The sequence below is a fragment of the Rhizobium grahamii CCGE 502 genome (genome assembly GCF_000298315.2).
GTDB classification, from domain to species: domain Bacteria; phylum Pseudomonadota; class Alphaproteobacteria; order Rhizobiales; family Rhizobiaceae; genus Rhizobium; species Rhizobium grahamii.
Genome location: NZ_AEYE02000035.1, coordinates 174,081 through 197,977 on the forward strand (window position 1 = coordinate 174,081; position 23,897 = coordinate 197,977).

Sequence of the window (23,897 nt, forward strand, 5' to 3'; positions counted from 1 at the left end):
TTACTTCAGCGAGGCAATTTCCAGCGCCCCGTCTGAGTGAAGTGCAGCCTGATCGCCGCCTAAACCGCCTTCAGATCTCCCAGCAGTGTCGGGATCAACTCGGACACCGTTGGATGGATCGGCACCGCCCATTTCAGCACCGGGTAGGGGGCCTTGGCGTTCATCGCGTCGATGAAGCCGTGGATCGCCTCGTCACCCTCGATCCCAAGGATCGCCGCACCGAGAATCTGTTGCGTCTCGGCGTCGGCGATCACCTTCATGAAGCCCTTGGTCTCGGCGCGCTCATTGGCCCGGCCGACCCGGCTCATCGGACGGGTGGAGATCATGATCTTGCGGCCGGTGGCGCGCGCTTCCTTCTCGCTCATCCCGACACGACCGAGCGGTGGGTCGATGTAGAGCGCATAGGCGAGGATGCGGTCACTGAGCTTGCGGTCCTCGCCGTCGAGCAGGTTGGCCGCAGCAATCTCGAAGTCGTTGTAGGACGTATGGGTAAAGGCCCCTCGGCCGTTGCAGTCGCCGAGCGCCCAGATGCCCTCGACATTGGTGGCAAGTCTGTCGTCGACGGTGATGTAGCCTCGCCGGTCAGTGGCGACACCGGCCTTGTCGAGCCCGAGGTCGCCAGTGTTCGGCGTGCGGCCGGTGGCCACAAGCACATGGCTTGCCTCGATCGGCGATTGACCATTGCCGATGCTGACTTCGATCCCGTCGGTCGTCTTCGCGAAGCCGATCCCATCGGCGTCCGTGTGCACGGCTATTCCTTCCGAGCGCAGAATGTCGGCGATCGCATCGGAGATGTCAGCGTCCTCGCGCGACGCGAGCTTCGGGCCACGCTCGATGACCGTCACCTCGGCGCCGAAGCGGCGATACATCTGTGCGAACTCGAGCCCGATATAGCTGCCGCCGATGACGGCAAGATGCCGCGGAAGCTGGTCGAGATGGATGATCGACGTGCTCGTCAGGTAATCGATACTGCCGATCCCTTGCATATCCGGAATGGTCGGCCGCGCACCGACGTTCAGGAAGATCTTCGGCGCCCTCAGCGTGTCGCCATTGACCCTCACCGTATGGGCGTCCTCGAAACGGGCGTGGCCGTAGATGACGGTCATGCCGTCCATGCCTGCAAACCAGTTGATGAGCCCATTGCGGGCGTTCATCGTGACGGCCTGGGCACGCTTGCGCACCACGGTCATGTCAATATCTATGGTGCCCGGGATCAGCACCCCATAGTCAGCGCCGCGCCGCGCCACATGGGCGGCCCGGGCGCTGGCCACCAGCGTCTTCGTCGGCATGCAGCCGGCGTTGACGCAGGTGCCGCCGAGGAACTTTCGTTCGATCAACGCCACCTTCATGCCCTTCGCAACCATGCGGGCCGCCAGGAAGGGACCGGACTGGCCGGCCCCGATGACGATGGCGTCGAAACTTGGCATCACACTGCTCCCACGATGATGAGCGCGCCGATGATCGCAACCGCGTCTTCGATCAGCGCTGCCGGTCTATCCTTGCCGAAGGCGGCGGCAAGCTTACCACGAGCCGCCGCACCGCCAAGCGTGCCGACAACGGCACCGACAATGCCCGCGATCAGCCCGCCTGCGAGCGAAGCGCCGGAGGCGCCGATCGTGGCGCCGGTCAGCGCACCCATGATGATGCGCGCAGAGAACTGCATCGGAACCTTGCGGGAAGGCGTCGAGGGCAGCTGGTCGGTAATCAGTTCGACCACGGCAAGCAGGCTGAACACCCACGGTGTCCAGCGATATCCCATAAAAGCAAGCGGTGTCTGCGAGACATCAAACCAGCCGAGAGCCGCGCCCCAGGCAACGGCGGCCGGCGCCATCATGGCCCGAAGCCCTGCGACAATGCCGATCAAAAATGCGAGAAACAAAAGCATGTGATCCGTCTCCTATGCCGCGCACAATTTAATCGCGGTCATGGAAAGCTGGCATAATGTCGCGCGGCTTTCAATTTGCTCGATGGTTGGCTTGACTCAATTCGCGAATGCGGCAATGCCGGTGACGGCGCGGCCGAGGATCAGCGCGTGCACGTCATGCGTCCCCTCATAGGTGTTGACCACCTCGAGGTTGACGAGATGGCGGGCAATGCCGAACTCGTCGGAAATGCCGTTGCCGCCGAGCATGTCGCGCGCAAGTCTTGCGATGTCGAGCGCCTTGCCGCAGGAATTGCGCTTGACGATCGAGGTCAGTTCCACCGGCGGATGGCCGTCTTCCTTCATGCGACCGAGCCGGATGCAGCCCTGCAGGCCGAGCGAGATCTCGGTTATCATGTCGGCAAGCTTCTTCTGGATCAGCTGATTGGCGGCCAGCGGCCGGCCGAACTGCTTGCGGTCGAGAACATATTGCCGTGCCCTGGCATAGCAGTCCTCGGCAGCGCCAAGCGCCCCCCAGGCGATCCCGAAGCGGGCCGAGTTCAGGCAGGTGAACGGACCCTTGAGGCCGGTGACGTTGGGCAACAGGTTCTCGTCCGGCACGAAGACCTCATCCATCACCACTTCGCCGGTGATCGAGGCGCGCAGGCCGACCTTGCCATGGATTGCCGGCGCCGACAGGCCCTTCCAGCCCTTTTCCAGGATGAAGCCGCGGATGACGCCGTCGTCGGTCTTGGCCCAGACGACGAAGACGTCGGCGATCGGCGCATTGGAGATCCAGGTCTTGGCGCCGCTGAGGCTGTAGCCGCCATCGACTGTCCTTGCCCGTGTCACCATCGAGCCCGGGTCGGAGCCGTGGTTGGGTTCGGTCAGCCCGAAGCAGCCGATCCACTCGCCGGAAGCAAGCTTCGGCAGATACTTCTGCTTCTGCGCCTGCGAGCCGAAGGCATCGATCGGCACCATGACGAGGGAGGACTGTACGCTCATCATCGAGCGGTAGCCGCTGTCGACGCGCTCGACCTCGCGGGCAATCAGCCCATAGGCAACATAACCAAGCCCGGCGCCGCCATATTCAGGAGCAATCGTCGGTCCGAGCAGCCCAAGCTCACCCATCTCGCGAAAGATTGCAGGGTCGGTCTTCTCATGACGGAAGGCCTCGAGCACGCGCGGCAAGAGCTTCTCCTGCGCAAAGGCGTGTGCGGTCTCCTGCACCATGCGCTCCTCGTCCGTCAGCTGCTCCACCAGCCGGAACGGATCGGCCCAGTCGAAGGTCTCGCGGGTGTGCTGCATGGTCGTTCCTCCTCGTTCACCTGCCGGCGCGACTATCCTTCGGGCATAGACCCGCAGTCTGGAAGGGTCAACTCGCCGGGCGATTTCAACGTTGATCTAACGCTTGACCCAAGGCGGAATGAACCTGACATCGTTGCCAGTCACCGCCTCGCGCAGGAAGTCGATCACCGCCCGAACCCTCGGCGACTGGCGAAGATCACGATGGCATGTGATCCAGTAGTGCCGCCTGAGATCGACCTCGTCGGGAAGCACCCGTTCGAGTTCGGGATAGCGGCTGGCGAAGAAATAAGGAAGCACACACAGTCCAAGCCCGTTTCTGGTCGCCGTCAGCTGCGCGAAGATGCTGGAACTCTGGAACTGCGGCTTGATGCGCGGATGCACGTCGCCAAGATAGTCGAGGCCGGGCGCAAAGATCATCTCCTCGATGTAGCTGATGAAGGGATGCTCCAGCAGATCGTCGCGGCAGGTAATCGGCGCGCTTCTTTGCAGATAATCCCGCGAGCCATAGAGCTGAAGATGGTAGTCGGTGAGCTTGTCGGAGAAATAGGGCCCGCCCTTCGGCTCATCGAGAACAACGGTGATGTCGGCCTCCTTGCGCGACAGCGACATGATCTGCTGGATCGTTACCAGTTCAAGCGACAGGTTCGGATGGCGCGCGACGAACTGTGGCAGCACCCGCGCGAAGAAAAAGTTCGAGAAGCCCTCCGGCGCGCTGAGCCGCACTACACCACGCTGCGTCATTGCGCCGTCGATCAGGTCGGCGCGCAGCCGTTCGGTCTCCCGCTCCATCTTCTCGGCGGTCTCGACGAAGCGCGCACCCATCGCCGTCATCACGTAGCCTCGCGGGTTGCGCTCGAAGAGCTTGACCTTGAGCGCGAACTCCAGCCGGTCGATGCGGCGTGAGACGGTCGCGTGACTGGTGCGCAATTGCCGCGCAGCAGTCGACAGCTGGCCGGTTCGGGCCACCGCCAGAAAGAACTGCAGGTCATCCCAGGTGAATTGCCGTGAATTGTTCATGCTGCCCCTGCCGGCCGTGGCATTGGCCGCTTGATATTGGTCTTTCGTCTAATGCGCCGCAGTCTGCGCCGCCCTAAGTTCCAACAAAAGCGCCCTAACGATCTGCATTCATTGGGTCGGTGGCGCGGCAAAGCAATAGTTCTGTTCAAAAACGAACAGATACTGTTTGGAATTGGTTGTAAAGCGGCCTTGCCTGATCGGCGCAATTCCATGATCGTAAGGCACGCGCCGGCAGCTTTGAGGAGAGCGGCTGGCCAAATCTGAACAGATCCGCGTTCTGGTCAATCTCTGGGAGGAGAGAAATATGCGAAAGAGTCTCATTGCGTCGCTGGCATTTCTGCTTGCAAGCAGTACCGCGGTACTCGCCGATGGTGCATCCGACGGCAAGGTGAAGATCGGCATCCTGAACGACCAGTCCGGCGTCTACGCCGACTTCGGCGGCAAGTCTTCCGTTGAAGCCGCCAAAATGGCGGTAGAGGATTTCGGCGGGAAGGTGCTTGGCGTGCCCGTCGAGATCGTCGATGCCGACCACCAGAACAAGCCCGACATCGCCTCCAACATCGCGCGTCAGTGGTACGACACCGAGCAAGTCGACGCGATCATGGAATTGACCACGTCGTCGGTCGCGCTCGCGGTTCAGGCGATTGCGAAGGAGAAGAAGAAGATCGACATCGTCACCGGCGCGGCCACGACCGATCTGACTGGCAAGGCCTGCTCGCCCTACGGTTTCCACTGGGCCTATGACACGCACGCTCTTGCCGTCGGCACCGGCGGCGCACTCGTCAAGCAGGGCGGCGACAGCTGGTTCTTCCTCACAGCCGACTACGCATTCGGCTATTCGCTGGAACAGCAGACGAGCGACTTCGTGAAGGCAAACGGTGGCAAGGTGGTCGGCTCCGTTCGCCATCCTCTTTCGAACCAGGATTTCTCCTCGTTCCTGCTGCAGGCTCAGTCCTCGGGCGCCAAGGTTATCGGCCTTGCCAATGCCGGTCTCGATACCTCCAACGCGATCAAACAGGCCGCCGAGTTCGGCATCACCCAGGGTGGGCAGCACCTGGCCGCTCTGCTCTTCACCTTGGCTGAAGTTCACGGTCTCGGCCTGGACGCGGCGCAGGGCCTGACCCTGACGGAGGGCTACTACTGGAACCTCGATGACAAGAGCCGCGAGTTCGGCAAGAAGTTCTTCGCCCGCACCGGCAAGATGCCGAACATGATTCACGCGGGTACCTATTCCGCCGTCCTCCAGTATCTCAAGGCCATCGACAAGGCCGGCACCGATGACACTGACGCCGTCGCCAAGCAGCTGCACGAACTGCCGGTCGACGACGTCTTCGGCCGCGGCGGCACTGTCGGCCCGAACGGTCGCATGATCCACGATATGTACCTGCTGCAGGTCAAGAAGCCGGCCGACAGCAAGGAGCCATGGGACTACTTCAACGTTCTCGCAACAATTCCTGGCAAGGAAGCCTATATCGATCCCGCCAAAAGCGGTTGCACCGTGACGAATTGAACCCATGGCGGTTTCCGCACCTCAATCGAGCGTAACCTCGCGGGTGGTTCTTTCCGCCCGCGGCCTGCGCCGCGACTTCGGCGGCTTTAGTGCCGTCAAGAATGTCGATCTCGATGTCCACGACGCGAGTGTCCATGCGCTGATCGGCCCCAATGGCGCTGGCAAGACGACCGTCTTCAACCTGCTGACGAAGTTCCTGCAGCCGACATCAGGCACCATCACACTGATGGGCACGGACATCACCAAAACGGCACCGGACAAGGTGGCGCGTATGGGACTGGTGCGATCGTTCCAGATCTCCGCGGTCTTCCCGCATCTGAGCGTGCTCGACAATGTGCGCGTGGCGCTGCAACGGCCCAACAATCTGTCGACACAGTTCTGGCGCCCGCTGTCTGCGCTCGACGCGTTGAACGACCGCGCCGAACAGTTGCTGGCGAGGGTCGGCCTCTCCAAGGAGCGCGACGCGATCGCGGCGGATCTTTCCTATGGCCGCAAACGCGTCCTCGAGATCGCAACGACGCTTGCGCTTGATCCGAGGGTGCTTTTGCTCGACGAGCCGATGGCGGGCATGGGCCACGAGGATGTCGGCGTGGTATCGGCACTCATCCGCGATGTGGCGCGCGACCGCGCCGTCCTCATGGTCGAACACAATCTGTCTGTCGTCGCCAACATCTGCCAGCACGTGACCGTGCTGCAAAGAGGAGAAATTCTCGCCGAGGGCGACTATGCAACGGTCAGTTCCGATGCGCGGGTGCGCCAGGCCTATATGGGCATGGAGGAGGGTTAATGGCGGCACTGCTGGAGGCTGAGGGGCTCAATGCCTGGTACGGCGAAAGCCATATCCTGCACGGCGTCGACATGCGGGTCGGCGAGGGTGAGACGGTGACCATCCTTGGGCGCAACGGCGTCGGAAAGACGACGACGCTGCGCACCATCACCGGCATCGTACGCTCCCGCAGGGGCAAGCTGACCTTCGCCGGCCAGGACATGATGCAAGTGCCTCTACACAAGACGGCGCATCGGGGCCTCGGCTTCGTGCCGGAGGAAAGGGGCATATTCTCGACGTTGACAGTGTCCGAAAATCTACTGCTGCCGCCCGTGGTGGCCTCGGGTGGCATGGCGGTCGACGAGATCTACGAGCTGTTCCCGAACCTCTACGAGCGGCGCAACAGTCCGGGCACGAAACTGTCGGGCGGCGAGCAGCAGATGCTTTCGATCGCGCGCATCCTGCGCACCGGCGTTCGCATGCTGTTGCTCGATGAGCCGACCGAGGGCCTGGCGCCTGTTATCGTCCAGCGCATCGGCGAGGTGCTGAAGCAATTGAAGGAGCGCGGCATGACCATCTTGCTCGTCGAACAGAATTTCCGATTCGCTAGCAAGATCGCCGATCGCTTCTATCTTATGGACCACGGGCAGATGGTGTCGGAATTCCCGGTGGGTGAGCTGCCGGAGCGGATGGATACACTGCATAAGGTTCTGGGAGTTTGATCTGATGACGATGATCTTCGGCATTCCCCTGCAGGCGTTCATGGGTCAGTTGCTGATCGGGCTGATCAACGGTTCTTTCTATGCCCTTTTGAGCCTCGGTCTTGCCATCATCTTCGGCCTGCTGCGTGTCATCAACTTCGCACACGGCGCGCAATATATGCTCGGCGCCTTTGCCGCCTATCTTCTGCTTGCGTATGGCGGCATCGGCTATTGGCCGTCGCTGATCCTGGCACCGGTCATCGTTGGACTGGCGGGTGCGGTGATCGAGCGATTGTTCCTTCGACGGCTCTATGACCTCGATCCGCTCTATGGCTTGCTTTTCACCTTCGGCCTTGCCCTGGCTGTCGAGGGGACATTCCGTTACCTCTATGGCTCATCGGGACAGCCTTACGCGCAGCCCCCCGTTTTGGCCGGCGCGGTCAACCTTGGCTTCATGTTCCTGCCGATCTATCGCGGCTGGGTCGTCGTCGTGTCGCTGGTAGTGTGCCTTGGCACCTGGCTTTTGATCGAGAAGACAAAGCTCGGCGCTTATCTCAGAGCCGCCACCGAGAATGCGACGCTCGTCCAGGCCTTCGGCGTTAACGTGCCGGTTCTGCTGACGTTGACCTACGCTCTTGGGGCGGGGCTTGCCGCCTTTGCCGGGGTCTTGGCAGCGCCCATCTACCAGGTGTCGCCGCTGATGGGATCCAGCATGATCATCGTCGTTTTCGCCGTCGTCGTGGTCGGCGGGATGGGCTCGATCATGGGGGCGATCATTACCGGCTATGTCCTCGGCATTGCCGAAGGCCTGACCAAGGTCTTCTATCCGGAGGCGTCCAACATCGTGATCTTCGTCATCATGGCAATCGTTCTTCTCATCAGGCCCGCGGGCCTCTTCGGCCGGGATGCATGACGATGACAGAGATCACCGAAACCATCAGGACGGAAAAGAGCCGGACCGCCCTTTCGGTGCAGACGACCTTCCTCATCATCGGGCTGCTGCTCCTCTTGTTAGCACCGTTCTTCTTCTATCCGATCTTCCTGATGAAGCTCCTGTGCTTCGCTCTGTTTGCCTGCGCCTTCAACCTCCTGCTCGGCTACACCGGGCTCCTGTCGTTTGGCCACGCGACCTTCTTCGGCGGCGCGGCCTATTTTACGGCTCATGCCGTGAAGGAGTGGGGATTTTCGCCTGAGCTCGGCATTCTCGTCGGCGTCGCGGGTGCCGCGGTCCTCGGTCTCGTCATGGGGTTCTTCGCAATCCGTCGGCAAGGCATCTATTTCGCGATGATTACGCTCGCCCTGTCGCAGATGTTCTTCTTCTTCTGCCTGCAGTCAGAGTTCACGCATGGCGAGGACGGAATCCAGTCCGTCCCACGCGGCCATCTGTTCGGTCTCCTCGATCTCAGCAGCTCGACCAACATGTATTACTTCGTGCTGGCCGTCTTCGTCGTCGGTATCCTCATCATCTGGCGCTTCATCAACTCGCCGTTCGGAATGATCCTGAAATCGATCCGCGAGAACGAGCAGCGGGCAATATCGCTCGGATATTCCGTCGCCCGCTACAAGCTTGGCGCCTTCGTGATGTCGGCGGCGCTTGCAGGGCTGGCGGGCGCGGTGAAGTCGCTGGTGTTCCAGTTCGCGACCCTGACCGATGTCGCCTGGCAGATGTCGGGTGAAGTGATCCTGATGACGCTGCTCGGCGGCATCGGCACGCTGATCGGCCCGCTGTTTGGCGCGGGCCTGGTGGTCACGCTGGAAAACTACCTGGCGACATCGGAATTCCCAGTGACGATCATCACGGGTGTCGTGTTCATGATTTGCGTGCTGATCTTCCGCCGCGGCATCATCGGTGAGTTCTATGCGTCGCGCCTCGGTCGGAAGCTCGGCTTCGTCTACCGCCGCTAACCTGCGGGGTGGCAATCACATGGATCGCTTCGACTACATCATCATCGGTGCCGGCAGCGCCGGCTGCTTGCTCGCCAACCGGTTGTCCGAGGATCGCGACACGCGCGTTCTTTTGCTGGAGGCCGGCGGCAGCGACAATTACCACTGGATCCACATTCCTGTCGGCTATCTCTACTGCATCAACAACCCGCGCACGGACTGGTGCTTCACGACGGCGCCACAAGATGGACTGAATGGACGAGTGCTCAACTATCCGCGTGGCAAGGTGCTCGGTGGCTGCTCGTCGATCAACGGCATGATCTACATGCGCGGCCAGGCACGCGACTATGATCTCTGGCGACAGATGGGATGCGCCGGCTGGAGTTGGGACGATGTATTGCCGTTCTTTCGCAAATCGGAGGACCACTATCGCGGCGAGAGTGAACTGCACGGTGCGGGCGGGGAGTGGCGCGTCGAGAAAGCCCGCGTCCGCTGGGCCGTGCTCGACGCCTTTCAGGCCGCCGCCAAGGAGGCCGGCATTCCGGAGTGCCCGGATTTCAATACCGGCAACAACGAGGGATCAGGCTATTTCGACGTCAACCAGCGATCCGGCATTCGCTGGAACACCGCCAAAGCCTTTCTGCGTCCGGCGGTACGGCGTGGCAACCTGACCGTTTTGACAAAGGCCCAGGTATCAAAGCTGGTGATCGAGGAGGGCGCAGTCAGCGGTATTGACTATAACTATGGTGGCAGCACCAAACGTGCCTACGCGGCAAGGGAGACGATCCTTGCGGCGGGCGCCATCGGGTCCCCGCACGTTCTGGAACTGTCGGGAGTTGGCCGCGGTGAGGTGCTCAAGAATGCGGGCATAGACGTCGTCAAGGAGGTGAGGAGCATTGGCGAAAACCTGCAGGATCACCTGCAACTGCGGATGGCTTACAAGGTGACCGGCGTTCCAACCCTCAACGAGAAGGCGACGAGGCTGATCGGCAAGGCGGCGATCGGTCTGGAGTATTTTGTCAGGCGCTCTGGCCCGATGGCCATGGCACCAAGCCAGCTCGGTGTCTTCACCCGCTCCGGCCCCGACAAGGAAACACCCGATCTGCAGTATCACGTGCAGCCGGTGTCGCTCGACAAGTTCGGCGATCCGGTCCACTCATTCCCGGCGATCACTGCAAGCGTCTGCAATCTGAGGCCGGAGAGCCGCGGCTCGGTACACGTGGCGAGCCCGGATTTTGCCGCCCAGCCGACAATCAGCCCAAATTATCTCTCGACCGAACGCGATCGCGACATAGCTATCCGTTCGATAGGCCTGACGCGGAGGATCGTCGCGCAGCCTTCATTCGCGCGGTTCCACCCGGAGGAATTCAAACCTGGCTCGACCTACCGAACGGATGCGGAACTGGAGCAGGCCGCCGGTGACATCGGAACGACGATCTTTCACCCCGTCGGTACATGTCGCATGGGCGCAGATCGCGAAAGTGTCGTCGATCCGCGCCTGAAGTTCAGGGCCCTGGCGAAGCTTCGGATCGCAGACGCCTCGGTGATGCCGACGATCACATCGGGCAACACCAATTCACCGACGATCATGATCGCCGAAAAGGCGGCGGCCATGATCGTGGAAGACAACAGATAGGAGAACCGAATGGCAACGATCGCTTTCATCGGGCTTGGCAACATGGGTGGACCGATGGCCGCCAACCTCGTCAAGGCGGGCCACGCGGTCACAGGCTTCGACCTGGCCGCCCCCGTCCTGCAGGCTGCGGAAGGGCACGGCGTGAGACCGGCAAGCCACATCAGCCAGGCGGTTTCGGACGCGGAGATCGTCGTGACGATGTTGCCGCAGGGCAAGCATGTGCTCAGCGCCTGGACCGATATCCTTCGCTCGATTCCGGCAGGCACGCTTGTGATTGATAGCTCAACGATCGACGTCGACAGCGCTCGCAAGGCGCACGACATGGCGAGCAATACCGGGTGCCTTTCTCTCGATGCGCCCGTTTCCGGTGGCACAGGTGGGGCGGCGGCGGGAACGCTGACTTTTATGGCCGGAGGTTCTGCCGAGGCTTTTGCAAAGGCAAAGCCGATCCTGGAAGCCATGGGCAAGAAGATCGTCCATTGCGGGGAGGCAGGCGCCGGGCAGGCGGCGAAGATCTGCAACAACATGATCCTCGGCATTTCGATGATCGGTGTCTGCGAGGCCTTCGCGCTCGGTGAAAAACTCGGCCTTTCGCATCAGGCATTGTTCGATGTCGCCTCGACCTCGTCGGGGCAATGCTGGTCGATCAGCACCTATTGCCCGGTCCCGGGCCCCGTCCCGACCTCGCCGGCGAACAACGACTATAGGCCGGGTTTTGCGGCGGCGCTGATGCTGAAGGACCTGCGCCTGTCGCAAGAGGCCGCGCTATCGACCGGTGCTTCCACGCCGCTCGGTGCCGAAGCATCTCAGCTCTATGCCCTTTTTGAGAAGCAAGGGAATGGCGGACGCGATTTCTCCGCAATCATCGAAATGCTGCGGGGCAAGACGGAATAGCCGCTGCCTCGGCTTGACACTCCGGTTGATATAGGCAACGGCCCACCTGCTACAGCAAGGCAGCGATGGGTGACAGGAACTCCGACTATGCAGCCACAATCTACCGCGACGGGCCTCAAGAACCTCGTGTTGATGGGCGTCGTCCTGATGCTGCTCGGAGACTTTCTCTTCGCCCTTAACGACGCGATGGGTAAGTGGCTGGTGACGAGCTTTTCCGTCGGGCAGGTGCTGCTCATCCGCTCGCTCGGATGCTTCATCATCCTGGGGCCGCTGATCGCGAGGCAAGGACCCGCCCAGCTTTTCACAGTAGAGCAGAAGGGGCTGCAGTTTCTGCGCGTGCTCTTGGCCACGCTCGATGTCGGCCTGTTCTACGCCGCTGTCGCCTATTTGCCGCTCGCCGATGTCATGACTTTCTACATGGCGGGGCCGATCTATGTCGCCGCACTCTCGCACTTCTTCCTCAACGAGCGGATCGGCTGGCGCCGTTGGCTCGCAGTTTTCGTCGGCTTCTGCGGTGTCGTAATTGCGCTGCGTCCGTCCTCGGCGATGCTATCGCTGCCCTCGCTTTTCGGCATCGTCGGCAGCGTTTCGTTTTCGATGGCGCTGGTGCTCAACCGATACCTCCGCAATACCAGTGACACCACCCTCGTGACCTGGCAGATGGTCGCCGCCCTCATTGTCGGTGCGGTGCTTTCGATCGGGGCTTGGAAGCCCGCGTCGCCGATTGAACTCGGCGGCATGCTCGCCCTCGGCGTCGTTGCCTCCTGCGCCCACCTCCTAATCACGCGTTCGCTAAAGCTCGCTCCGGCGTCGCTGCTTGCACCGTTGCAATATAGTCTGTTGATCTGGGCGATTGCGCTCGGATATCTGTTCTTCGGAGACGTCCCGGATCTCTATGTGATCACGGGTGGCGCGATCATCGTCGTCGCCGGTCTGTTCATCTTCCACCGCAAGAACCTGCTCGAAACGGTGCCGCCGGAAGCTGTTGCCCCCGACGGCCACTGATTTTGCAGTTTGTGTCGGTCGCTAGGCGGCCGCCGGCTTGATCACGCCACGACGGATCTGGTCGGCTTCGATGGATTCGAAGAGCGCCCGGAAGTTGCCCTCGCCGAAACCTTCGTCGCCCTTGCGCTGGATGAATTCGAAGAAGATCGGGCCGATCACGGTCTTCGAGAATATCTGCAGCAGGATCTTTGTCGTGCCGCCATCGAGCACGCCTTCGCCATCGATCAGGATGCCATGCTTGCGCATCCGGTGCAGCGGTTCGTCATGCCCGGAAACACGTTCCACGGACATGTCGTAATAGGTTTCGGGCGGGCCGGGCATGAAGCGCAGGCCGTTCTCGGCGAGGTTGTCGGTCGCCTCGTAGATCGCATCGGTTCCAACCGCGATGTGCTGGATGCCTTCCCCCTTGTACTTCCTCAAATACTCCTCGATCTGGCTGGTCTCGTCCTTCGATTCATTCAGCGGAATTCGGATCTTGCCGCAGGGCGAGGTGATCGCACGGCTCATCAGGCCAGTGATGCGGCCGTCGATGTTGAAGAAGTGGATCTGCTTGAAATTGAAGAGTTCGCGGTAGAAATCCCACCATTTGTCCATGTTGCCGCGATAGACATTATGGGTCAGGTGGTCGAGATAGAAGAAACCAACGCCTTTAGGGCGCGGATCACGTTCGCCGAGCCAATCGAACTCCAGATCATAAGCCGAGCCTTTCTTCCCGTAGCGCTCCACAAAATAGAGAAGCGACCCACCGATGCCTACGATCGCCGGCACATCGAGCGTCTTGTCGTCGCCTTCGTAAGGGATCGCACCCTTGGCAACGGCGTGATCGAAGGCATGCTCGGCATCGACCACACGCCACGCCATCGACGGCGCGCAGGGGCCGTGATCCTCGACGAAACGCATGGCGTGGCTATCCGGCTCGGCATTGACGATGTAGTTGATGTCGCCCTGCCGCCAGACCGTGATGTCCTTGCTCTTGTGCTTTGCGACCAGCCGATAACCCATGCGGGTGAACAGTTCGGCCAGTTGTTCCGGCTCCGGGTGTGCGAACTCGACGAATTCGAATCCATCCGTTCCAGCGGGATTATCCGTGGTGATTTTTGACGGCGGTGCGTCGTGTGGATACGGGCCCATTTGCTCCTCCTGCGGCAGTAGCCATTTGATGCAAATTATGGGCTCTCTTTCGTGCAATGTACTTGCATTGTGAGTGCAGTTTGCAAAATATGCGCATGAAACATGCACGTAAAGGTCGGATGATACAATGTCTGAGCAGCTAGACGGATTTGACCTCAAGATCCTCGCCGAGCTTCAGAACGATGGACGGTTGACCAATATCGAACTGTCCGAACGCATAGCCCTGTCGTCTTCCCAATGTTCGCGGCGGCGAACGCGATTGGAAGCCGAGGGCTTTATTCACGGCTATCAGGCAAACCTCGATCCGGACAAGCTCGGGCTCAACCTGCTGGTCGTCATTTCGGTCACGCTGGCGACCCACAATCGCGACAACGCCCGGCGATTCGCGCAATTGGTGAACGGCCTTCCCGAGGTTCTCGAAGCCTATGCGCTGACCGGCGAGATGGACTATCACCTGAAGATCGCCACCCGCGGACTGTCGGGTCTTTCACGCTTCGTCAACGAGGTGCTGCTGCCGCACGAATCCGTCCAGCATGTGAAAACCTCGATCGTGCTCGACACCCTGAAGAACTTCAAAGGCTATCCCCTCGGCGGAGGGTAGCTCACCTGGATTTACGGTGCAGCCCGGCAGAGGTCTCTATCGCCGAAAGCGCAACTTCGAGGTGCCGGATGGCTTCCTCGCCGAGTGTCATTCGCACCGTCTCCTGATACTTGCGGGCCAGCAGCGTGATCTTTCTATAGTGTTGCTGCCCTTGCGACGTGAGCGCGATCTGCTCGAAACGTCTGTCGGTTTCGCTCGGAATGCGTTTCAGCCAATGCCGCTCCTCGAGTGCGCGGACGGCACGACTGACCTTGGTCTTATGCATGTGCGAATGTGCACCGATTTCCGTCGCCGTCATCACGCCGACACTGCCGAGTGCGGCCAGCGTGCGCCATTCAGGCCGAGTCAGGTCGAACTCCAACTTGTATTGGCGCGCAAACGAAAGACTTATTAGTTCCGACGCGCGGTTGAGCCGGTAGGGAATGAACCCGTCGAGCTCGAATTCACCCGCCATGGCTGCTCCTTGATAGTTACAAAATCGACGGTTACGTTTGTAACTATATGAGTGGAGGAGATGCAAGCATGGACACGACCGACGCACCGCGACCCCGTCCACAGGCTGGAACGAGCGAGCTGGCCTACATGCCCGGCTTCGGCAACGATTTCGAGACCGAGGCACTGCCCGGAGCTTTGCCCCAGGGCCAGAACAGCCCGCAGAAATGCAACTACGGTCTTTATGCTGAACAGCTTTCCGGCTCTCCGTTTACCGCACCTCGGGGAACAAACGAGCGCTCCTGGCTCTACCGGATCAGGCCGAGTGTGCGCCACACGCAGCGCTTTGCCAATGCAGGCTATCCCTTCTGGAAGTCGGCGCCCTGCCTCGAAGACCACTCCCTGACGCTTGGGCAACTAAGATGGGATCCGATCCCCGCCCCCTCCGACCGCAGCGATTTTCTGGCCGGCATCCGAACGATGACGGCTGCCGGGGACGTCATGACCCAGGTCGGCATGGCTGCGCATGCCTATGTCTTCAACGAAGACATGATCGACGACTATTTCTTCAATGCCGACGGCGAACTGCTGATTGTCCCCCAACTCGGCAAAATCAGCATCTTCACCGAGATGGGTGTAATGGAGGTCGGGCCGGCGGAAATCGGCCTTATCCCGCGCGGAATGATGTTCAAGGTCTCCCGTCTCGGGGAGGGCCCGGAATGGCGTGGTTACATCTGCGAAAACTACGGCGCGAAGTTCACCATGCCGGATCGCGGGCCAATCGGCGCCAATTGCCTGGCGAACGCCCGCGACTTCAAGACCCCCGTCGCCGCCTTCGAGGACAAGGAGACGCCTTGCCGGGTGCATGTCAAGTGGTGCGGCAGGTTCTATGTGACGGAGATCGGCCACTCCCCACTCGACGTCGTCGCCTGGCACGGCAACTACACGCCGTTCAAGTACGACCTCAGAACCTTCTCGCCGGTTGGCGCCATCCTCTTCGATCACCCGGATCCCTCGATCTTCACGGTGCTGACGGCACCGAGCGGCGAAGAAGGCACTGCGAATGTGGACTTTGTGATCTTTCCGCCCCGCTGGCTGGTGGCCGAGCATACCTTCCGACCGCCCTGGTATCATCGCAACATCATGAGTGAGTTCATGGGCCTGATCCACGGGCAATACGATGCCAAGGAAAAGGGTTTTGTGCCGGGCGGCATGAGCCTTCACAACATGATGCTGCCGCATGGTCCCGATGCATCCGGCTTTGACAAAGCGTCCAACGCGGAGCTGAAACCGGTCAAGCTCGATCACACCATTGCCTTCATGTTCGAGACCCGTTTCCCGCAACAACCCACAAAATACGCCGCGGAACTGGAAACGCTCCAAGACGATTACATCGATTGCTGGGAGGGGCTCGAGCGACGCTTCGACGGAACTCCCGGCATCAAACCATGAGGTACGGAGCGGTCCCATGAAGCTTGCCACACTCAAGGATGGTTCGCGCGACGGCCGACTGATCGTCGTCACACGTGACCTTAAGCGCTATAGTCACGCGGGCGAGGTGGCTCGAACGATGCAGGCTGCCCTGGATGACTGGATGACGATCGCGCCTCAGCTCGTCCGATTGGCAGAGCGGCTGGAGGAGGGCACCAGGCCATCCGAAGCCTTTGATGCACGGCAGGTGCACTCGCCCTTGCCACGCGCCTACCAATGGGCTGACGGATCGGCGTACGTCAATCATGTCGAGCTGGTCAGGCAGGCACGCAATGCAGCCATGCCGTCGACATTCTGGACCGACCCGCTGATGTATCAGGGTGGATCAGACAATTTTCTTGGCCCTTGTGATCCGATCGTTGCCTGCGATGAAGGCCACGGCATCGATATGGAGGGCGAGGTTGCCGTGATCGTCGACGACGTCCCGATGGGGGCTGCGCCCGATCAGGCACTCAACGCAATCCGGCTCGTCATGCTCGCCAACGACGTTTCGCTGCGCCACCTCATCCCGGATGAACTCGCCAAGGGATTCGGCTTCTTTCAATCAAAACCCGCATCGGCCTTTTCGCCAGTCGCAGTGACGCCGGACGAACTCGGCGACGCCTGGAAGGACGGAAAGGTCCACCTTCCTCTTCTCGTCAGCGTCAACGGGAGACTTTTCGGTCGCGCCAATGCCGGCATCGACATGACATTCGACTTCGCAAAACTGGTCTCGCATGCCGCCAGGACACGCGCGCTGTCGGCGGGCTCGATCATTGGTTCGGGTACCGTTTCCAACAAGAAAGACGGTGGGCCTGGCACGCCGATTTCCGAAGGTGGTGACGGATATTCCTGTATCGCCGAAATCCGGATGATCGAGACCATCCGTCTTGGTCAGCCGGCCACGCCCTTTCTGAAATTCGGGGATATCGTTCGTATCGAAATGAACGACAAGCGTGGCGCGTCGATCTTCGGTGCGCTCGAGCAAACGGTGCAGCGTCAAACTCTGGAGCAACCATGACAGAGATCGTCCTTTACGACTACTGGCGCTCCTCGGCCTGCTACCGGGTTCGGATCGCACTCGAACTCCTGGGGCTTGCCTACAGGACCGTACCGATCGATCTGCTTGCCTTTGCGCACAAGACCGAAACCTACCTCGACTTCAACCCGCAAGGTCTGGTTCCCAGCCTTAGCATCGATGGGCAGACACTGACCCAATCGCTTTCGATCATCGAATATCTTGCAGAGACCCGACCTGACGCGCGTTTGCTGCCCGATACCCCCGAAAAACGGCAGCGGGTGAGGGCGCTGTCCTACGCCATCGCAATGGACGTTCATCCTATATGCAATCTGCATGTCGCAGCACATGTCGTGCGTCTCACAGGCGACGAGGATGCGCGAGGCCAATGGATGAAAAAGTTCATCGGGAACGGGCTTCGCGGACTCGATCGAATGCTCGATGATCCACGGACGGGTCGCTTCTGCGTCGGAGACGAGCCGACCATGGCCGACCTCTGTCTGGTGCCGCAAGTCTACAACGCTCGCCGCTGGGGCCTCGACATTTCAGCTTTCCCGCGTATCGAAAAGATCGCCGAAGCCTGCAGTGCGCTGACGCCCTTCAAGGCCGCTCATCCCGATGTTGCGCGCCAGACCGCTTCGCTTCCTCCCGCTCCGTGAGCGCCCGTCCGGACGTTGTCCTGGGCAACGGCAACTTTCGTGCGAAGCGTAGATGGCAGCGGGTTGACGTTGTCGACGGTTGCCTGATTAAATCAAATTGATTGACTAAGTGACGATCCGCGTCCTGCATTCGTAGCGAATGTTGGAACCAACCAACACGATCGAGAGATATATTCATGTTGACACAGCGCCAGCACGCCCTGCGGCTCGAGGCCACATGGCGGCCTGCTACAGACGAAGCACCACAGGCCTACACTCTCAATCTCAAGAACCTGTCGACCAACACTATCTCCCATTTCACCCTCTGCATCAGCGGTCCGGGTCGGGTGGATCCGGCCGTCCGGATCGAGGGCGGGACCGTCGGCCGCAGACTGTCGAACTTTACCGAGTTCATGCCGCCGGAAAATTTCGAGCTAGGCGCGGGCGAGACGTGGTCACTGGCGATCTCCGCACTCAGCTGGCCGTTCCAGCATTGGACGGACGGTGCAACGGCTGCCTATCTTGCCTTTGCCGATGGCAGCACGCTATCGCTTTCGGTCGAACCGACCCGATCACTCGCAAACAATGCTCCCTTGAAGCGCGGCGCGGAAATCTATCCCGTTCCAGCCAATCCACCGGTGCCGGTCGCGATTGTACCTTGGCCGTCAGAGGTGTCCGTATCGGGGAAGCGGCAAGCCCCACCCGGCTTCTCGATCAACGCGAGCAACCCCTTGGCACATGCCGCGGCTGATGCCTTTGCCACCCTCGTCGAGCAGCTGTTTGCTGTCGAGGGAATTGTTCGGTCAGCCTCTGAAGGCGGCATGCCCGTCAATCTTGATGTCGTCGACGGATTTGCCGCGGAGGCATACGACATATCTTTCGCCGGAGATTCAATACAGGTTTCGGCCAGCACTCGCGCCGGCCTCCTCTATGGCCTGATCACGCTTGGTCAGATCTGGCGAGGCGCGCATCTTCATCCCCACGCCTTCCGCTTTCCTGTCGAAGGCAAGATCCGCGACGAGCCGACCATGGGCTGGCGCGGCCTGCATCTCGACGTTGCTCGACAGTTCTATGCGACGTCCGAAATCAAGAAACTGCTCGCCATCCTTGCCTGGAACAAGATCAACCGTTTCCACTGGCACCTTTCGGACGACGAGGCCTGGCGTGTGGAAATCGACGCCTATCCTACCCTGACCGAAGTCGGCGCCTGGCGCGGACACGGGCTGGCGATCCCGCCGCTCCTAGGATCGGGTGCGGCGCGGACAGGGGGATATTATACGAAGGCGGCGGTCCGAGAGATCGTTGCGCATGCAGGTGGGCTCGGCATCGAAATTGTTCCTGAAATCGATGTGCCTGGACATTGCTTTGCCATGCAACAGGCGATCCCGGAGCTTCGCGATCCGAAGGAAGCCGGAAGCTACTATTCCGTCCAGGGCTTTCCCGACAATTGCATCAATCCGGCGCGCGAGCAGACTTATCAGATACTGGAAACCATCTTCCGCGAACTGATCGAACTCTTTCCCTTCAGGACGATTCATATCGGGGCGGATGAAGTTCCGCTGGGCGCCTGGTCGGGCTCGCCCGAAGCGCTGGCGAAGCTCCGAGAGATCGGTGGAGACATCGTTGCCGATCAGCACGCCAAGCGGCTCAACGTTATCACCAATACCCATGGAGCAGATGATATCGACGGGTCGGGTGCCGCCGTTTTGCAATCTATCTTTCTCGCAAGGATCCAAAAGTTCCTGGCCGAGCAAGGCTGCATCACCGGCGGCTGGGAGGAAGCCGCGCATGGCAATGTCATCGACAAGGACAAAAGCTACCTCTGCGGCTGGCGGAGCGTCGAAGTCTCAGCAGCGCTTGCCGGGCAAGGCTACGAGATGGTTGTCTGCCCCGGCCAGGTCTACTACCTCGACATGGCAAACAGCCCGGATTGGGATGAGCCCGGCGCCAGCTGGGCAGGATGGTCGGAGCCCGAGACGCTCTATAATTTCGATCCGGTCGAAGGCTGGAGCGCTGAGCAGAAAAAGAAGCTGCGTGGCATCCAGGCCTGCATCTGGTCGGAACCGATGACCAATCGCGCCGTCTTCGACCGCCTGGTATTCCCACGGGTCTCGGCGCTGGCCGAGAGTGCCTGGACAAGACCCGAGGACAAGTCCTGGGAGCGGTTCAAGGCGCTCGCGGGCCTGATGCCGATCCTCTACGGCTACTCCTGAGGCTTTTGCCTGAGCGGCTTTTGCAAAACGTCGAACTGTGGGTTCGTTGCCGAGAAGATCGGCAGTGCCGCGGCACCAAGAAGGGCCGTATCCCTACCGATCGCACCGGTTATGATGCGCGGCAGAACACGTTCCTGGCCGGGATCGACCGGCCTGTGCAATGGCTCGAGACGGCGCGCAAGTGCTTCTCAGCAAACGCGTCGGCATCGAGCCGCCGAGAACGATCGTCTGGGGGTCGAAGGCGAGTTCAAGAACATCGATAGTCTGCCGCATGGCTTCGGCAACAGTTTCTGCCCATGCGTCGATCCGGTCCTGGCTAAGCCCGGCCACGATGTCGGGGGAACGGGTCCAGGCCTGTCCATGGGCTGTGATATTCAGATAATCATAGGCAGCCCCGAGAGACACATAACGATCCAGGCAACCGCGCTTGCCGCAGACGCAAGGCAGACCGTTCGAGACAGCATGTGACCGATCTCGCCAGCGTTGCTGCGGCTGCCCTTGTAGAGCTGGCCGTCGAGGAACAGGCCGGCGCCGATGCCTCCGCCAAGAAAGAGATAGACGAAACTGGTCAGGCCGCGCCCACGCCGTAAAGCCGCTCCCCGATTGTCGCTGCGGCCGCGTCGTTTTCGACAAGGACCGGCATACCGAGACGGTCCGCAAGCTTGCCCGCCACGGGAAAGTCCTGCCAGCCGGGCAACGTTACCGGACTAAGTAATGTCACACCCTCGGTAGCGAGCGACCGGGCATTGCGATGCCGGCGCCAAGCAGGCGAGCGCGATCGAGTGGGAAGGCCTGCTGGAGTTCCAGCACGATTTCGGCAAGAACAGGCATCGCCTCAGCTGGCGTTGGCCGTTCGACAGCTCTTTCCACTCGCGCCCGAACGCGTCCCGCAAGATCGGTCAGCACGCCCACCGCAAGGTCGGGCTCCAGTTCCAGGCCAATGGAGTAGGCCCCGTCCGGGTTGATCGAATAGGGCCTGATAGGCTGTCCGCGCGGGATCTTTTTGGGAGCGTCCGCCGTGAGGAGCATCGCCACTTCCAGCTCCTCGACGATATTCGACACCGTTTGCGTCGTGAGGGCCGTCAACCGCGCAATTGCCGCCCGCGACAGGGGACCGTTCGTGCGATCGCTTCAATCACCACACGCCGATTGTGCGATTTGGCCTGCTCGAGGTTGGTTCCTGAAATTGGCTTCATATGCTCGATGCGTCAGTTCAAACAAGGCGTGTCAGTTTTCGCTTACGTTGTTCGACGTGCGATATCCAGTGTCTTGTCCGCGTGGGATTCCGGTGGCCTTTTTCCGGCCGCGCTAGATTTTCATGTTGCCTGCATTGTTTGAGAAGGCAGCACGCGCCAGGTCCGGGTTGACAGCTCCGATCGCGCATGTCACTTATGTAACTAAATAGTTATTTACTGGGAGGAAGAGCAGATGGCGACGATTTCGCTTGGCATCATCATGCATGGTATTACCGGCCGCATGGGCTATAATCAGCACCTGGTGCGATCGATCCTGGCGATCCGGGAGCAGGGCGGGCTCCTGCTCAGAAATGGCGATCGCCTGATGCCGGAACCGATCCTCGTCGGCCGCAACGTGGACAAGATCGAGGCGGTTGCCCGCAAGCATGGACTGACCCGAACGACCACCGACCTCGATAGCGCGCTAGCCGATCCGAACAACAAGATCTTTTTCGACGCAGGCTCGACCCAGATGCGCGTCGCCTTGCTGAGGAAGGCCATCGAAGCCGGAAAGCACGTCTACTGCGAAAAACCGATCTCGGAGACTTTAGAGGAAGCGCTCTCCGTTGCTTCCCTCGCAGAGGAGCGCGGCGTCAAGAACGGCGTGGTTCAGGACAAGCTCTACCTGCCGGGCCTGCGAAAGATCGCCTTGCTGAAGGACAGCGGTTTCTTTGGCAGGATTCTTTCAGTGCGTGGGGAGTTTGGCTACTGGGTGTTCGAGGGGGACTGGGGAGTGGCCGCGCAACGGCCCTCCTGGAATTACCGCGCTGCCGATGGCGGCGGTATGATCCTCGATATGCTGCCGCATTGGCGTTATGTGCTGGACAACCTTTTCGGCGAGGTCAAGGCCGTCAGCTGCTATGCGGCAACCCACATTCAAAGCCGCGTCGACGAAAATGGCGAAGTCTACCAGGCTGACGCTGATGATGCCGCCTATTCGACCTTCGAACTCGAGGGGGGCATCGTTGCTCATATCAATTCGTCCTGGGCGGTTCGCGTCCGTCGTGATGACCTCGTGACCTTCCAGGTCGACGGCACTCATGGATCGGCGGTTTGTGGTCTAACCAAGTGCTGGACCCAGCATCGCGTCAACACCCCCAAGCCGGTGTGGAACCCGGACCAGCCACAAACGATCGATTTTTACAGGACGTGGGACGAAGTTCCCGAAACACAGGTCTTCGACAACGGCTTCAAGGCGCAGTGGGAGGACTACCTGCGTTACGTCGTCGAGGACGCGCCATGGAAGTTCACCTTGAGGGAAGGGGCCAAGGGCGTTCAACTCGCCGAGCTTGCGCACAAGAGCTGGAAGGAGCGACGCTGGGTCAATGTACCCTCGCTCGCTGGCTCCGTCGCTCGCAAGGTTGCCTGAGGATGGCGACGACACTTCACCTTCCTGTTTCTGGCCGCACGCTCCAGCACTACACCATCGCCAACCAACCACTGGCCGCGCCCGAGCGCCCGGCCGGCGGACATGCATTCAATCGCGTCGTTTATGCAGCAGCACACGTGGTCGTCGATCCCCTGGCCGACAACGATCCCTGGCTCGACCGCAACATAGATTGGGAGCGCACGGTGGCGTTTCGCGAACACCTGTGGGACCTCGGCCTTGGCGTTGCAGAAGCCATGGACACAGCCCAACGCGGCATGGGGCTCGACTGGGCGGGAGCCAGGGAGCTGATTGCAGAGGTCCAGTCCGCCGCGCGCAATCGTTCCGATGCATTGATCGCCTACGGCGCAGGCACGGATCATCTCATTCCCGGGCCTGACGTCGGCATCGACGACGTGATTCGGGCCTATGAAGAACAGGTGAACTATATCGAGGGGCAGGGAGGCCGTATCATTCTGATGGCGAGCCGTGCCCTGGCCGCCGCAGCGAAAAGTCCCGAAGACTATGTCCGCGTCTATGACCGGATCCTGCGACAGGTCCGCGAACCGGTGATCATCCATTGGCTCGGTGACATGTTCGACCCCGCTCTTGCGGGTTATTGGGGATCCCGTGACGATATGGCCGCCATGGAGACAGCGCTCGCCATCATCAACGACCACGCGAGCCGGGTAGATGGCGTGAAGATTTCCCTTCTTTCGTCCGAGAAGGAAATCGTCATGCGTCGCCGGCTCGATCCTGCGGTAAAGATGTATACCGGCGATGACTTCAACTATGCAGAACTCATCGCAGGCGACGAGGAGGGATATTCTCACGCGCTGCTTGGGATTTTCGATGCCATTGCCCCTGCGGCCAGCGCCGCCTTGCACAGGCTCGCAGCAGACGATCCCACAGGATTCCACGCCATTCTCGCCCCGACCGTGCCGTTGTCTCGGCACATCTTCAAGGCGCCGACGCGGTTCTACAAGACCGGCGTTGTCTTCCTTGCCTACCTCAACGGCTTCCAGAATCATTTCCAGATGCTCGGCGGTCAGCAGAGCACTCGCTCGATGGTTCATCTTGCCGAGTTGTTCCGGCTTGCCGACCAGGCCCGGGTGCTTCGGGACCCGGATCTGGCAGCTGAACGAATGAAGACGATCCTTGCAACAGCTGGGATCTGAAAAACCAGGGCACGTCACGCAATGACGTCGGAA

At 60.7% G+C, this 23,897-nt stretch carries 21 protein-coding genes and 1 pseudogene; 15 read left to right on the plus strand and 7 right to left on the minus strand.

Annotation, left to right across the window (positions count from 1 at the left end; genetic code table 11):
* Positions 1 to 59: 59 nt before the first annotated feature.
* From RGCCGE502_RS28230 to RGCCGE502_RS28245, 4 genes are all read right to left on the minus strand, one after another.
* Positions 60 to 1,427, minus strand: a complete 1,368-nt coding sequence (locus RGCCGE502_RS28230) for an FAD-containing oxidoreductase (protein WP_016557630.1) — start codon at positions 1,425 to 1,427, stop codon at positions 60 to 62.
* Positions 1,427 to 1,885: a DUF4126 family protein gene (locus RGCCGE502_RS28235; protein WP_016557631.1), complete on the minus strand. Its 459-nt coding sequence runs from the start codon at positions 1,883 to 1,885 to the stop codon at positions 1,427 to 1,429. The genes RGCCGE502_RS28230 and RGCCGE502_RS28235 overlap by 1 nt, the downstream gene beginning before the upstream one ends.
* A 96-nt stretch (positions 1,886 to 1,981) precedes the next feature.
* Positions 1,982 to 3,169, minus strand: a complete 1,188-nt coding sequence (locus RGCCGE502_RS28240; RefSeq protein ID WP_016557632.1) for an acyl-CoA dehydrogenase — start codon at positions 3,167 to 3,169, stop codon at positions 1,982 to 1,984.
* A gap of 96 nt (positions 3,170 to 3,265) precedes the next feature.
* Positions 3,266 to 4,186 carry a LysR family transcriptional regulator gene (locus tag RGCCGE502_RS28245; protein ID WP_016557633.1) on the minus strand — a complete coding sequence of 307 codons (921 nt, stop codon included), beginning with the start codon at positions 4,184 to 4,186 and terminating at the stop codon, positions 3,266 to 3,268.
* Between the two features lie 304 nt (positions 4,187 to 4,490).
* Between RGCCGE502_RS28245 and RGCCGE502_RS28250 the strand changes: the two genes are divergently transcribed.
* The 8 genes from RGCCGE502_RS28250 (at position 4,491) to RGCCGE502_RS28285 (ending at position 12,582) form a co-directional block, all read left to right on the plus strand.
* Positions 4,491 to 5,696 carry an ABC transporter substrate-binding protein gene (locus tag RGCCGE502_RS28250; RefSeq protein WP_016557634.1) on the plus strand — a complete coding sequence of 402 codons (1,206 nt, stop codon included), beginning with the start codon at positions 4,491 to 4,493 and terminating at the stop codon, positions 5,694 to 5,696.
* Between the two features lie 4 nt (positions 5,697 to 5,700).
* The gene (locus tag RGCCGE502_RS28255) at positions 5,701 to 6,483 is read left to right on the plus strand and encodes an ABC transporter ATP-binding protein (protein ID WP_016557635.1); all 783 of its coding nucleotides are present in this window, start codon (positions 5,701 to 5,703) and stop codon (positions 6,481 to 6,483) included.
* Positions 6,483 to 7,184 carry an ABC transporter ATP-binding protein gene (locus RGCCGE502_RS28260; RefSeq protein WP_016557636.1) on the plus strand — a complete coding sequence of 234 codons (702 nt, stop codon included), beginning with the start codon at positions 6,483 to 6,485 and terminating at the stop codon, positions 7,182 to 7,184. Before RGCCGE502_RS28255 ends, RGCCGE502_RS28260 begins: the two co-directional genes overlap by 1 nt.
* A 4-nt stretch (positions 7,185 to 7,188) precedes the next feature.
* On the plus strand, positions 7,189 to 8,076 hold the full coding sequence (locus RGCCGE502_RS28265; RefSeq protein WP_016557637.1) for a branched-chain amino acid ABC transporter permease: 888 nt from the start codon (positions 7,189 to 7,191) through the stop codon (positions 8,074 to 8,076).
* 2 nt (positions 8,077 to 8,078) lie between these two features.
* Positions 8,079 to 9,068: a branched-chain amino acid ABC transporter permease gene (locus RGCCGE502_RS28270; RefSeq protein WP_016557638.1), complete on the plus strand. Its 990-nt coding sequence runs from the start codon at positions 8,079 to 8,081 to the stop codon at positions 9,066 to 9,068.
* Positions 9,069 to 9,087: 19 nt separating this feature from the next.
* Positions 9,088 to 10,683: a GMC family oxidoreductase gene (locus RGCCGE502_RS28275; RefSeq protein WP_016557639.1), complete on the plus strand. Its 1,596-nt coding sequence runs from the start codon at positions 9,088 to 9,090 to the stop codon at positions 10,681 to 10,683.
* A gap of 9 nt (positions 10,684 to 10,692) precedes the next feature.
* Positions 10,693 to 11,577: a 3-hydroxyisobutyrate dehydrogenase gene (gene mmsB / locus RGCCGE502_RS28280; RefSeq protein WP_016557640.1), complete on the plus strand. Its 885-nt coding sequence runs from the start codon at positions 10,693 to 10,695 to the stop codon at positions 11,575 to 11,577.
* An 87-nt stretch (positions 11,578 to 11,664) separates the two neighbouring features.
* On the plus strand, positions 11,665 to 12,582 hold the full coding sequence (locus RGCCGE502_RS28285) for a DMT family transporter (protein WP_016557641.1): 918 nt from the start codon (positions 11,665 to 11,667) through the stop codon (positions 12,580 to 12,582).
* Between the two features lie 21 nt (positions 12,583 to 12,603).
* On the opposite strand, the gene hppD is transcribed toward RGCCGE502_RS28285, so the two are convergent.
* Complete coding sequence (gene hppD / locus RGCCGE502_RS28290; protein ID WP_016557642.1) at positions 12,604 to 13,713, minus strand: 4-hydroxyphenylpyruvate dioxygenase; 1,110 nt, start codon at positions 13,711 to 13,713, stop codon at positions 12,604 to 12,606.
* Positions 13,714 to 13,840: 127 nt separating this feature from the next.
* Between hppD and RGCCGE502_RS28295 the strand changes: the two genes are divergently transcribed.
* Entirely contained in the window at positions 13,841 to 14,314 is a 474-nt protein-coding gene (locus RGCCGE502_RS28295) for an Lrp/AsnC family transcriptional regulator (protein WP_016557643.1), read from the plus strand.
* Between the two features lies 1 nt (position 14,315).
* On the opposite strand, the gene RGCCGE502_RS28300 is transcribed toward RGCCGE502_RS28295, so the two are convergent.
* Positions 14,316 to 14,768 (minus strand): MarR family winged helix-turn-helix transcriptional regulator, encoded by a 453-nt coding sequence (locus RGCCGE502_RS28300; RefSeq protein WP_016557644.1) that lies wholly within the window; start codon positions 14,766 to 14,768, stop codon positions 14,316 to 14,318.
* Positions 14,769 to 14,836: 68 nt separating this feature from the next.
* Here RGCCGE502_RS28300 and hmgA point away from each other — a divergent pair, with 68 nt between their 5' ends.
* From hmgA to RGCCGE502_RS28320, 4 genes are all read left to right on the plus strand, one after another.
* Positions 14,837 to 16,198: a homogentisate 1,2-dioxygenase gene (gene hmgA / locus RGCCGE502_RS28305; protein ID WP_016557645.1), complete on the plus strand. Its 1,362-nt coding sequence runs from the start codon at positions 14,837 to 14,839 to the stop codon at positions 16,196 to 16,198.
* Positions 16,199 to 16,214: 16 nt separating this feature from the next.
* Positions 16,215 to 17,237 (plus strand): fumarylacetoacetate hydrolase family protein, encoded by a 1,023-nt coding sequence (locus RGCCGE502_RS28310; RefSeq protein WP_016557646.1) that lies wholly within the window; start codon positions 16,215 to 16,217, stop codon positions 17,235 to 17,237.
* Positions 17,234 to 17,893, plus strand: a complete 660-nt coding sequence (gene maiA / locus RGCCGE502_RS28315) for a maleylacetoacetate isomerase (RefSeq protein WP_016557647.1) — start codon at positions 17,234 to 17,236, stop codon at positions 17,891 to 17,893. Before RGCCGE502_RS28310 ends, maiA begins: the two co-directional genes overlap by 4 nt.
* 176 nt (positions 17,894 to 18,069) lie before the next feature.
* Positions 18,070 to 20,085: a beta-N-acetylhexosaminidase gene (locus RGCCGE502_RS28320; RefSeq protein ID WP_016557648.1), complete on the plus strand. Its 2,016-nt coding sequence runs from the start codon at positions 18,070 to 18,072 to the stop codon at positions 20,083 to 20,085.
* Here the strand turns inward: RGCCGE502_RS28320 and RGCCGE502_RS28325 are convergent.
* Positions 20,076 to 21,281: pseudogene (locus RGCCGE502_RS28325) on the minus strand (ROK family transcriptional regulator). The gene RGCCGE502_RS28320 and the pseudogene RGCCGE502_RS28325 sit on opposite strands and share 10 nt — an antisense overlap.
* Positions 21,282 to 21,513: 232 nt before the next feature.
* Between RGCCGE502_RS28325 and RGCCGE502_RS28330 the strand changes: the two are divergent.
* Positions 21,514 to 22,689, plus strand: a complete 1,176-nt coding sequence (locus RGCCGE502_RS28330; protein ID WP_016557649.1) for a Gfo/Idh/MocA family protein — start codon at positions 21,514 to 21,516, stop codon at positions 22,687 to 22,689.
* Between the two features lie 2 nt (positions 22,690 to 22,691).
* Entirely contained in the window at positions 22,692 to 23,864 is a 1,173-nt protein-coding gene (locus RGCCGE502_RS28335; protein WP_016557650.1) for a dihydrodipicolinate synthase family protein, read from the plus strand.
* Positions 23,865 to 23,897: the final 33 nt, after the last annotated feature.